This is a genomic window from Mesorhizobium sp. M0185 (genome assembly GCF_040322175.1).
Lineage (GTDB): Bacteria > Pseudomonadota > Alphaproteobacteria > Rhizobiales > Rhizobiaceae > Mesorhizobium.
The window spans coordinates 1-12,544 of sequence record NZ_JAMYSY010000028.1; the positions used below are offsets into that span (position 1 = coordinate 1).

Below are 12,544 nucleotides of genomic sequence, written 5' to 3' on the forward strand. Positions count from 1 at the left end.
CCCATCATCGACTCAATCTCCTCTTACGACGAAGATTGAATCAGTGCTTCAGGACTGCTGCAACCCGGACTTTTTCAACACTATCCACCCCTTCCGGTCGTTCGCATTTACGAGTCTACGACCAAGCAGGTGCGGGTCCACCGTGATGAGCTTCGTCGCCTCGCCCATGCGGAAGCGGAAATGGCGTCTCGCGGTTGCCCACACTGGCGAGTTCCCCCGAGAGGTCGGTGAGTTGGTGGGCGACGAGGTGGACCACTTCGCCCTCACGCTGGATCTTGCCGCGGACGCTGAGCATCGAGGAGGAGAGCAGAACGCGGCGAAACTTCTCGAAGACCTTGACCCAGACCACGACATTGGCGGCGCCGGTCTCGTCTTCCATCGTCAGGAACATCACGCCCTTTGCCGAGCCGGGCCGCTGGCGGACCAGCACGAGACCTGCCGCCTCCAGCCAGCGGCCATCGCGGGCCTGCATCGCTTCCCTGCAGAAGACGATGCGGCGCCGGGCGAGATCGGCACGCAGGAACGAAAGGGGATGGTTGCGCAGGGTGAGACCGACATGACCGTAGTCCTCGACCACTTCCCGGCCGGCCGTCATCGGACGCAGCGTCAAAGCCGGTTCATGGATTTCCGACACGGTTTTCTGCTCGCGAGCCGATGCGGCGGCAAAGAGCGGCAGCGGTTCGTCACGCAGGCCCTTGAGCGCCCATAGCGCCTCGCGGCGCGCCAGACCCAGATCGGGACGGAAGGCGTCAGCCTCGGCGAGTTGGACAAGCGATGCCGCCGGCACGCCAGCGCGATGCCAAAGATCGTCGATGGAAGCGAAGGTCTCGTCGGCCCGGGCCGCAACGATCGCGGCAGCATCTGCATTGGCCAGCCCCTTGACCATACGCAGACCAAGCCGGACCGCGAAGCGTCCATCGTCGCCCATCGGTTCCAACATGCAGTCCCAGCGGCTCGCATTGATGCAGACGGGCCGAATCTCGACGCCATGGGCTTGGGCGTCTCGCACGATCTGGGCCGGCAAATAAAAGCCCATTGGCTGGGAATTGAGCAGGGCGCAACAGAAGACATCGGGATGGTGGCATTTCATCCAGCTCGAGGCGTAGGCGATGAGCGCGAAGCTGGCCGCGTGGCTCTCGGGGAAGCCGTAGCTGCCAAAGCCTTTGAGTTGTTTGAAGGTGGTGGCGGGCGAATTCCGGCGCGTAGCCGTTGGCGATCATGCCGCCAATCAGCTTGTCGCGGAACTTGCTAACGCCGCCGGTGTGCTTGAATGTCGCCATGGCACGGCGCAACTGGTCGGCCTCGCCGGCACTGAAGCCGGCGCAGACCATGGCGACCTGCATGGCCTGCTCCTGGAACAGGGGAACCCCTAAGGTCTTGCCGAGCACGCGCTCGAGTTCGGGAGTCGGGAACTCGACCGGCTCCTTGCCTTCCCGGCGACGAAGATAGGGGTGGACCATGTCGCCCTGAATCGGACCGGGCCGAACGATGGCGACCTCGACGACGAGATCGTAGAAGGTGCGCGGCTTGATGCGGGGAAGCATCGACATCTGGGCGCGGCTCTCGATCTGGAAGACCCCGATCGTGTCGGCTTTGCGGATCATGGCATAGGTCGCCGGGTCTTCGGCCGGGATAGTGGCCAGGTCGAGGGTCATGCCCTTGTGCTCGGCCAGCAGGTCGAAGCTGCGCTTCATGCAGGTGAGCATCCCGAGCGCCAGGACATCGACCTTCATGAACTTGAGGATGTCGATATCGTCCTTGTCCCATTCGATGACCTGGCGGTCGACCATGCGGGCCGGCTCGATCGGCGCCAGGTCATCGAGCCGGTCATTGGTCAGAACGAAGCCGCCTGGATGCTGCGACAGGTGCCGCGGCGTCCCTTCCAGTTGCTGTGCAAGCTCGAGAGTCAGCCGCAGCCGGCGATCGGCCAGGTTGAAATTGAGCTCCCGGGCACGCGTTTCGTCGATGCCTTCACCATGGCCCCAGACCTGGGAGGAGAGCATCTTGGTGACGTCCTCGGGCAGACCGAGGGCCTTGCCGATATCGCGGACGGCGCCCTTGGTGTGATAGCGCACCACGGTCGAGCAGAGGGCGCTGTGGTCGCGGCCATAGGTGTCGTAGACCCACTGCATGACGATCTCGCGCCGTTCATGCTCGAAGTCGACATCGATATCGGGAGGTTCGTTCCGCTCCTGCGAGACGAAGCGCTCGAACAGCAGATTGTTGCGTTCCGGATCGATGCTGGTGATGCCCAGCACGTAGCAGACCGCTGAGTTGGCGGCCGAGCCTCTGCCCTGGCACAGAATGTCCCTGCTGCGCGCGAACTGCACGATGGCGTTCACGGTCAGGAAGTAGGGGGCGTATCGCAGGGTTTCGATCAGGCGCAGTTCATGCTTGATGAGAGCCACCACCTTGTCGGGCACGCCCTCCGGATAGCGCCGCGCCGCGCCTTCCCAGGTGAGTTGTTCGAGCGCCTGCTGCGCCGTCAGGCCGGGCAGCATCCTTTCTTCGGGATATTGATATGCGAGTTCGTCGAGCGAGAAGCGGCATTGCTGAGCGATCTCGACGGTACGCGCGAGAGCTTCCGGGCTGCTTTGCCGCCGCGTTTCTTGCCCAAGGTCAGCAGCCGGCACAGTCGGGAATAGGCGGCCCGGTCGGTCGGATAGACCAGCACCGACATGCCGTCGACTAGATCGAGGCGGCAGCCGACGATGAGCCTGACGCCAGTGTCCTTGGCGGCCTGATGGGCCCGGACGATGCCGGCGAGCGAATTGCGATCGACGACCGCCAGGGCCTCGATGCCGAGCGAGGCGGCCTGCGCGAAGAGGTCATCGCAAGAGCTGGCGCCGCGCAATCGGACTCGTTGCATCGCTGCCCAGACTGCACTCTGTCGCGTTGCGGTCTATCTTGAAATGCCGACAGGTGACGCAGGGACGACGAAGTGGGCGAGCGAGTTGACAGCGGCCTAGAAGTGGATGCGCCGAGGGCAGGCACGGCCATCCTTCGAAAGATCATCCATGTCGACATGGATGCCTTCTTTGCCTCGGTGGAGCAGCGCGACAATCCGGAACTGCGTGGCAAGCCGGTGGCGGTCGGCGGCTCGGCGGCCCGCGGTGTGGTGGCCGCCGCCAGCTATGAGGCCAGAAAGTTCGGGGTCCGATCGGCCATGCCCTCGATCACCGCGAAGCGTAAATGCCCAGAGTTGATCTTCGTGCCGCCCCGCTTCGATGCCTACCGGGCCGTCTCACAGCAGATCCACGCGATCTTTGCCGAGCACACGCCACTGATCGAGCCGCTTTCGCTAGACGAAGCCTATCTCGACGTTACCGACAATCTGCAGGGCATCCCGGTCGCCACGACGATCGCCGAGATGATCCGGGCGAAGATTAAGTCCGAGACTGGCCTCACGGCTTCGGCCGGGGTCAGCTACAACAAATTTCTAGCCAAGCTCGCCTCCGGCGAGAACAAGCCCGACGGGCTGTTCGTCATCACCCCAAAGCTGGGGCCGGCTTTTGTCGAGGCCTTGCCCGTGCGGAAGTTTCATGGGGTCGGTCCGGCGACCGCCGATAAAATGACCCGGCTCGGCATCGAAACCGGCGCCGACCTGCGCGCACAGAGCTTGGCGTTTCTCGAGGAGAAGTTCGGGAAGTCGGGCCCGTACTATTACTGGATCGCCCGCGGCATCGACGAACGCCCGGTGCGGGCCGATCGCGAGCGCAAGTCGGTCGGCGCCGAGGACACCTTCTCGACCGACCTGTTCGATATCGAAAGAGGTCTTAGGGAACTACGGCCATTGATCGGAAAGGTCTGGCGATATTGCGATGAACGCTCGATCCGGGGCCGCACGGTGACGCTCAAGGTGAAATTCGCCGATTTCCAGCAGATCACGCGAAGTCGCACGATCACTGGCGTCATCGAAACCGAGACTGCCCTCGCGAGCGTCGGCGCCGCGCTGCTCGATCAGGTATTCCCCGTCACCAAGGGGATACGCTTACTCGGGGTGACGATCTCGAATTTGAGCGAAACGCGATCCGAGCCAGATCGGCAATGTCGCTGACCATCTAGGAGGCTGGAATGCGATTGCACGTCACGTCGGACCTACCGAGTGGAAGGGCGTCTTACAGCGGTGGCGCGAAAACGGCAAAATCTTGCCTTTCAAGTCGCGGGCACTTTAAACGGTAGCACGAACTGTCCGTCCGGTTCAGCGTGGAAGCTGGCGCGGACGCTCGTGACCCCCAGTCGTCCAAGGTCGTCAGTCGCATCTTTGCCGAAGAATTCGATTGGTGAGCCACCGATGCCGCCGGGCCGTTGCCAAGTCGCGAGCCGGGGGCCGGAGCGTCGGGAACGCCGAGACCTAAGAGAGCGTCCCGCGCGTGCGGGCTGAGTTCACAACCGTAGAAGATGCGGGACGTGGCGTGATGCAAAATCTCGTCACTCTTAACACCGAGGGCATCAAGGCCTTCTCGTATCTGGCGCAGTCGCGGGCTTGTCCCCTGACCGAAGCGGCTATTCACGTGAGGAGAGTCGTGACGGGCGATCGCCCTGCTACGCGAGGCCTGCACAGTCTCTCTTCCCAGATGCTTTATACGCGGGATCGAGTCATCCCCGATTGATGATTTACTCCATGAGCGCCTTGAAAACTGCGTCAGCACCGTCCTTGTAAAATTCAATGCTGATTTTCGTCCAAAGGTCGTCGGGAAGGTCATTCAGCTGCCGGCGTGCGGAGACAGGCATCAGAAGAGTTTGTGCTTGTTTGTCGATCGCAAGTTCCGCAATTCGAACAGCGTTCGGTATCATCTCAATAGAGCCGCCAAGGTTGAGCGCGCCGACAACGATGGTCCCGCCTCGTGTGTTGCGTCCAAGAAGGCCACCGCACAACGCGACGAGGACCGGGATCCCCAGTCCGGTCCCGGTCTTATCGGAGTCCATCGGACGCATCTGAACCGTGAATTCCTCCTCCCGCGGGTTGCGGTCCCCAACCAACTCCTTGGATCTGGAGTAAAGATTTTGTTCGCCGACGCGCACACTCTCGCGAAACGGGGGTGGGGTGGGTTGATTTAGGATCTTTACGCCGCCACCGGGTCCGCAGGTCACGTCAATCCGATAAAGTCCAGGGCCAGTTTCACCCGCTCCTAAGCTGACACCCCAAACCTGACCGGGCGGTAAGGGGTCGCTCTCAATCGCTTCATCGGTATGCAGCTCTGGAGTCGATACGAACTGCTCGGCACCATCGGGTCCCAAAATATAGCTGAAATGTGTATTGCGAAATTCACTCTTGAAGACGCGCCGCTGCTGCTCCTTCACACGGCGCCTGGCCTCCAAGGCAACTCGAACGATCCACTCAAGGTCCTCGTCGGGGACAGGCATTTCCGAATCAGGAAATAATAGCTTTGTCAGCCCACTCACGGTCTTGTTGACCGCCTCGAGGTCTCGACCGCTTAGCGCACCGCCCAGATGGACGCGACCCTGCAACACCGAAACGCGGTTGCCGGCGCGTAGCCTGGTCCAGCACTCGCTGAGGAAATCGCTCACGAGACCAAAATGATCGGTCAGGTGTTCGCTGGGCTTCAACTTCGGATAGTCCCAGCCAGGCGCGTAGCCATGAATTCGATCCATGAATGCCGTATCATCGCGCATCTCGGGTGGCATCGGGCTCAGGAGGTGACCGACCTTCTGCTGTTGCTCTACATCGACGTCTAGATTTCCGACCATGACGACGCTGCCCTCGGCGCGGATGCTCTCTTTACCGCGGCTGAATTGGCCGGAGGCCATGTAGCCCTTCATGACGTTGACGCCGTCCTTCTGGTCGAAGGAAATCCCAGAAACTTCGTCGAAGCAGACGACATCATATTGGCAGACCAAGCCGCGTTGCCCGCTCGCGTTGTTTACGAACATCTTCGCGACTGTCGCCTTGCCCCCCGAAATCAAGTGGGCGTAAGGCGATATCTGCTGGAAGAGGTGACTCTTGCCAGTTCCGCGGGGCCCGAGCTCGATGAGGTTATAGTTCCGTTCGACGAAGGGGACCATGCGCAACAGGACAACGCGCTTTGCGCGCTCATTGAAAGCGGCTGGCTCGAGACCAATGGAACGCAGCAAAAAGTCTATCCATTGATCAGTGCTGAAGCTGCCGCGGGCCTTGGCATAGACGTCGAGCACATCGGCCTTGGACATTTGGATGGGGCGAAGGGAAGACACCCCGAACGGGCGCCCACCCTTTTCCTGAGCGATGATCCCGTCGTACGCGAGGGTGACCTCGGCATAGAAGCCGTCTGTCAACATCCGCTCATTGTCGCGCACGAGCTGATCGTCGATGCGGACGTCGCGTAAATTCAAGCTCGGCAGCTCCGCGACATAACAATCGTTTTTTGCGTCAAGCTTTGCGCGCAGGATGTCGATGATCTTGACCGATCCCGTCTCCTTGGCGCGGGCCTTGAACAACTCTTCATCGCCGGTTCGGACGGTTCGATCCTTGAGCTGCTTTTCGACGATCTCCAGCCCTTCGGCGATTTCGCTTTCGTTGACGCTGGCACAATAGCGTCCAAGCAGGAACTCGACGACATAGGTGGGAACTGGATACTGGCGGGAGTATTTTCGCACGAGGTCCTTGCGGACGAGGTATCCGTCGAAGACCGAGGCGGCCAGTTTGTCGAGTTCGTCGAGTTCTATGCTCATGCGTCTTCTCCGACGGTTGTCGGCTTGGAATCGAGTACCCGTCCCGAGGCGTCGGTGACGACAACCGAGGCAGCCGCGCCCTCATGCTTATCGTCCGAGACCGCGAGGCTCGCTTCGCCGTTGCTTCCCACTTCCTTGTCAGACGCGACGATGCTCGAGGCTGGCTGTTTCCAGTTGAGACGAAGGTCGACTCGTAAGCCGACAGCCTTGGATTTCACGGCTACCCTACATCTCATGCCGCGCCAGCTGATCTCGGCGATCGTGGCAGTCACGGCCTCCTCGCCGCGCTCCACGATGAGTTCGGGAATGACGCATTCCTGAAGGCTGATGCCGCCATGTGCGTATTCGGAGTTCGCCACGAAAGCGCCGATGCCAGCTGGCGAAGCGATGCGCAGCACTGGGTTCCAAAACCAGGGATAGGTGGGAATGCTCGGGGCGGAGCCGCCTTTGACGGCGGCGCACCGGGACCACTTGGTCGCAACCAAGTGTGGGGAAAGCTCGACCTTCGGCAAGCCGCCGGGAAGAAGGAGCCAGCCATGATCCGTGACGACACGAACCTTGCTCCATCCAGCGTTCAGTAAGCCGCTGATACGATCGAGGAGGGCGTCGATTTCCGGGTCTATCTGACGAACAAGGAGCGCATCGAGCGAATGTCCCAGAGCGTCGAGCTTACCGCTCTCGGTCCAACCGCCCCCTTCGCCACTTGCGGCCATTTTGGACTGGTCCTGGTCGAGAATTTCGACTCCCGCACGCGCCATCGCATCGCGTAGCCGAGAGGCATTCGCGGCCTGATTGGTTGACGTGATGATCGGGGTGAAGTCTTCAGCATCGGCTTTGCCGGAACACGATCCGTGCCCCGGAGACGCGACCGGTTTCGCCGTCGCCGTAACCGTCGGTATCGGTGCAATTCGATGCGAAATTCGCACCCGCAAGCCCTGGGCTTCCAGGCGCTCCTGCAGGGTCGCCCCCACATCAAAGCGAAGCCCGTCGGCAAACAGCACGCATGTGTCTCGTTCCGCGGCGACGGCCAGGGTCAGCTTGTGCGGATCCACACCTGGGGCGGACATCAGCTCCTGAAACCGACGCGCTGAGCGATCGAGCCATGGTTCGTAAAGCGCCCGCACGACCTTCGTGACCAGGCTATTTTCAGCGCCTTGCTTTAGACGACAGAGCGCCTCCATCGCCGCACGGTCGCAATACCAGCCGTGGGATGCATAGTCTGCCGCAATGGCTTCAGCCGTGGCGCCGCCGAGCGTGGTCTTGGCCGCTTTCGCAAGCCGTCCGAGCGGCTCAAGGGCCACGGCGTAGGGGCTCTCTCCGAGTTGCGCCCAAACCCAGCCACGCCGTTCCTTATGCTCGTTGTCGAGCTTCTCGACTTTGTCGCAGGCCTGGGCATGCGGGAGGGACACGGTGGCTTCGAGTTCGTTGCGAAGCCTGTCCTCCTGCTCTTCGTTGAGTCCAGGCCGACGGGAATGGTCTGCGAGGCCAAGCAGATCGCGCGGGCGGGCCTGGCGCAATACAGCCGACACACCTGTATAAAGGCGCGGTGCATCGCAAAAACGCCTCCAGACGTCATCCCATTTGCCCCCGCCGTGAAGCAGGGCATCGGCGGCCCCTTGGGTTCCGTCCTCGTCAGGATCGAAACTAAATTCGCGCCAGCAAATATCTTTGAAGGTCGCCCAGCGATTTGGATCGCAGCGTCCCTCGAATCCATCCTTGTCGCTCATCCAGCTGAGCAGATCGCGAACTGGGTCGCCGATGGCCAGTCGGTCGAAATCGTCAGCCTCCAACCGGCGTCCACGCAGGCCAGCGAGTGGCTCGGGCGCCAACAACGCCAACGCCCGGAGCATGGAGTCGCGGGTGCGATTGTCCCTGGCGATATCGAGCCCGACGCCATCCTCGGACGTCAGGAAAGCATCCACGGTCCAATCGCGACCGTTGCGCTGGTGCCAGACCGCGCCGCGATATTGGAGCTCGATTAGGGGCCGTAAGTTGGCGGCGCAATCGCCGCCGGCCCGAAGATCCTGCCGACTAACGTTAGGCAGATAGAGGATCGGCACCACGTCAGCCGCCGGCGAGCCGTCTGGCAGGCTCCGCTCGACGATACACCTAAGCCAGATGACCGGCCCCTGCCGCTCTTCAGGCGCGAAGGACCCGAGCGCGTAGAGCTCGGGAATGGCTTTCGTCAGCGTCGGAATAAGCGGCCGCCACTGCCCGTCTGCGTCCGTCCAAAGGAGCGCGACTGGTGCGGCGGTGCCATCCGGCGAGCGCAAAGCACCGGTAAAGGACTGCAGCAGGGCATCGATGAGCGTCTTGGGAACAGAAAGCGTCAAGCCTTGCCTCCCACGGACGGGCGGTGGCGATCACGAGCGGACTGCTTCATGGCACGGCTGTAGTGGAGGTCGTTCCAGCGATTGCCATCGAACTCCGCGCCGCCCGCGAAATCAGCGCTCGACTCGTCCCAGCTCGAGAACCAGGGATAGTCGGTCTTGTCGCGAGTCGGCTCCTTGCCGCGATCTTTGTCCCATTTGATCTTCGGCGTTGCGCGTAGGATGCAAGCGTTCGCGCCGCGAGCGTTAAGCGGGCGTGCGGACATGAAGGGGCGTATGTTCATCCTCACGCCGTCGTTGATGTCTGGGTCCCAGCCGATCGACTGTTCATGTAACGGCTTCCAGCGCACGAAGATGTCGTAGGGCGCCTCGCCGTTCAGAATCTTGATGAGTTCGGCCTTCAGATGCTCGGCGTGCGCGACGCGTGCATCCGCGCCCTCGATGTCCGCACTCTGATCGGCGCGCTGGCGGTCGATCCAGTCGCCGAGATAGGAGTAGATTAGCTTTTCCAGCGTTCGCCGGCCTTCGCCGTTCGGCGCGGCAAGGTAGTGATAGTTGACCAGCGCATGGAAGCCGTCGCGCCGCCCGTCCCAGATGTGCCAGATGAAAGGTCGCTGGTGGAACAACTCGCAATGCCGCGCGAAGAACCCGTCACGCAGCCAGTCATCGAGCGACTTGCCGGCATAGCCGGCATCGGACAAAAGGCCGGCGAGTTTCCCGGCCGACCAATCGGCCCCGAAGGCGTCGGAGAGAAGCGCGTTCAGGCGCTGCTCGGCCGGCGGCTCGCCTTTGAGTGCGGTGAGACAGACGATACCATCGGTGTCAGCATGTGGCTCAAGACAATCGCCATCGATGCGAGTGCAACCACCTAGCTTGCACCCCGACTGACGTGGCCACAAATACCCTGCAAGACGGATCGTGCCAACCTGCAAGGTCTCGTCTGTGCTCCGCGGATGTCCGCTAAAGAGCCATTGATTTGGATCATCTGATTCCGGCGCGGGAAGGTCGTCGTCAAAATCTGCGATGGAGATGGTTTGCCATCGATCGATATCGAATGGAACCTTCAGCATCGTTAGGTTCGGTATTTTCAATGAGCTCCCATCAATCTTCTTCACTTCTGAACGGAAGTCGTCCGATCTACAAAATGAGAAAATAGCCCCTAGGTGATCCTCATCTTTTGGGATTATGACAGCTGTATTTTCGTCAAACAGGTCGCCGGAGTACAGTGATGTACTGAGGCTACTCATCTGACTTACGGCGATGCCCCGCCGTCCCCACGCTTCGCGACCGCGAAGCCAAGCCCCCGTCTTCCCCTCGCCCAGCTTTTCAGTCACAAACTCGAGAAGATGCCCGCTTCCCGACTCCCAAAAAATCGCATCCGATCGGCCGCCATAAATAACGTTCTCGCCGACGCTCACCTGTAGCGGAGCCCACAGCCCACGTTCTAGCGGATACTCCCAGAATTTTCCGATGAATCGATTGAGGTCACCCGTCGCAACTCCCTTGTATGAGCTCGCGTACTGCGAGAGCAAAGGGAGATCGTCTTGGTCACTCAATCTTAGTCTGGAATCGGGGTTTTTCAGCTGGTCAATTTGTTTAGTGCAGAGAACATCGCGCGTCCGCAAGCCTAGTGCTTTAGCTCGCGGGTCGAGTTCCTGAGTAACATCAACTGTCGAAATCTGACTTTCCTGATCCCAACTGTCCTTGGTCGCCGCAGAAAGGGAAACATTCACGATCTCTCCCGTGATCGTCTCAAACGCGCGCGGGCCAAGCGGGCACAAGAATTGCCAGGACAGATTCTTAAGCAATAATATCCGCGCGCCCTTATAGGGGCCAAGATAGAGCCAACTTTGAGGGGACACTTGTGAGATAGTCCCGCCGGCATGCGAGAGTTTCTGCATCCTTAAAAGGAAGGCGACTGCGATGTCGCTTTTCGCATCTTGATATTTGTCGTTTATAAACTCCCTCAGATCATCATCCTGCTTCCCCCGACCAAGGTACGGGACGTTGGTCGCGACCAGCGTGAACTGCTTGCTCAACAGCTCCGCTGCCCTCGCCATACCCTGCGCGGCCACAGTCATTTCACGCGCATCATCCGTGTCGGCCGCTGCCAGGATCGACGCCAGCAGCGGCTCCAACTTGTCGAAACCCTCGCGGAAAATGTCCGCGCCGGCACGGCGGGGGTCGATCAGGCTGCCGAGCCACGGCGCTTTGGCGAACAGGTCGTAAAGCGCTTCAAGCCCGTTTTTGACGCGCTCTTCCAGCCCGACCGTCAGCAGGTTCTTCTCGACACCAAGTAGGTCGCGCTTCGCCGCGGGGTCGGCCGCCGTCACCGCCTTCTCCGCCAGCTTTAGCCACTCGGTTTTGGTGACGCCGATGGCGAGACCTGAGCAGGCGAGATTGAGCTGCGGTAGCAGCCGATGGCCGACCTTACGCCACGCCGCGAAGGCGAGATTGAAAGCGGCAATCTGCGTGCAGCGCGGGTCGATCTCAAGCCCGAACAGATTGTCCTTGAGCACGGCATCGACGGCCGCGGATTGCGACAGAGCTTCCTCGGCCATGCGGATGGCAACGAGAATGGGCAGTGTGAAGACGAGGAAATGGCCCGAGCCCATGCAGGGATCGAGCACGGTTAGGTCTTTCGCGGCCTTGGGCCAGCCCTCGAACACTCCTCCGGCGGGACGCCATGGTCCCTCCGTTCCGTCCTCACTCTTGTCGCGCACGAAGCGCAGATAGGTCCAGTTGACGTCTCCAACCTTGCAAGCAGCCCGCAGTTCGTCCTCGCTCTTCGCCGAAGCGGCGAGTGCCGAATTTACCGCCAGCATCTTGCCGGCCCACCAGGCGCCCAGCGTGTTATGGAGCAGGAAAAGGACCATGTAGTCCTCGGTGAATAGCTGAGTGACGGCCGGCAGCTCATCGGCGCCGATCTTCACCTCAGACTTGTTGACCTCGTCCTTCTTGTCCGCCTGCCAGAACTGATAGACCCAGCCTATGCTGTCGTCGGCGTCGAACACCGGCTTCGTCAGACTTTTGAGCAGGTCCTCCATCTCCGAACGCGTTTCGGGCGGTAGCGAGATCTCAAGCACCGGATCGTCCTGGCGGAAGATCTGCGGCAGCATCCGCTCGGCATAATCGCTGGCGAGCGGCAGCCAGTCTGTCGCCTTCTCGCGGGCAAGCTCCTGCACCTCTTCGAGCGTGATGGCGACGCCGGACTCCGGCTCGATTAGCATGTCTGATTCAGCGAGGAAGCGTGCAAATAGCATGCGGTGCCAGTGCTCGTAGGCGCACTCTTGCAGCAGACGCGCGCTTGCCTGCACGCCCGTTTTTGGGTCGCGCCGGTCGCCCAACTGTCGGCTATGCGCGCGCAGCCGATTGCGAAGCGCGCGTTGCTCGGCCGAGAGGTGCTTCGGTGCTTCTGCCTCTGACACGCCAAGCTGCGCCAGAGCCTTGCGAGCGCCGGCCTCAGCCACGCGCCGCGCCTTCCTAACGGTGGTTTCAAGTTCCTTGCGTAGAGGCCGATCGAGCGATGCCATCGTGCGTTC

General features: G+C 61.2%; 4 protein-coding genes and 1 pseudogene. 1 reads left to right on the forward strand and 4 read right to left on the reverse strand.

Going from position 1 to position 12,544, the window contains the following annotated elements; genetic code table 11:
- Window positions 1-115: 115 nt before the first annotated feature.
- Window positions 116-2,869 (reverse strand): annotated as a pseudogene (locus NKJ20_RS21015) (error-prone DNA polymerase).
- 156 nt (window positions 2,870-3,025) lie between these two features.
- On the opposite strand from NKJ20_RS21015, the gene dinB reads away from it, so the two are divergent.
- The gene (gene dinB, locus NKJ20_RS21020) at window positions 3,026-4,057 is read left to right on the forward strand and encodes a DNA polymerase IV (RefSeq protein WP_502902822.1); all 1,032 of its coding nucleotides are present in this window, start codon (window positions 3,026-3,028) and stop codon (window positions 4,055-4,057) included.
- A 560-nt stretch (window positions 4,058-4,617) separates the two neighbouring features.
- Here the strand turns inward: dinB and brxL are convergent.
- The 3 genes from brxL to NKJ20_RS21035 are packed head-to-tail and all read right to left on the reverse strand — an operon-like array spanning window position 4,618 to window position 12,535.
- On the reverse strand, window positions 4,618-6,672 hold the full coding sequence (gene brxL, locus NKJ20_RS21025) for a BREX system Lon protease-like protein BrxL (RefSeq protein WP_352746563.1): 2,055 nt from the start codon (window positions 6,670-6,672) through the stop codon (window positions 4,618-4,620).
- A complete protein-coding gene (gene pglZ, locus NKJ20_RS21030; RefSeq protein ID WP_352746566.1) occupies window positions 6,669-9,005 on the reverse strand; it encodes a BREX-1 system phosphatase PglZ type B in 2,337 nt (778 codons plus the stop codon). The genes brxL and pglZ overlap by 4 nt, the downstream gene beginning before the upstream one ends.
- Window positions 9,002-12,535, reverse strand: a complete 3,534-nt coding sequence (locus NKJ20_RS21035) for an Eco57I restriction-modification methylase domain-containing protein (RefSeq protein WP_352746569.1) — start codon at window positions 12,533-12,535, stop codon at window positions 9,002-9,004. Before NKJ20_RS21035 ends, pglZ begins: the two co-directional genes overlap by 4 nt.
- Window positions 12,536-12,544: the final 9 nt, after the last annotated feature.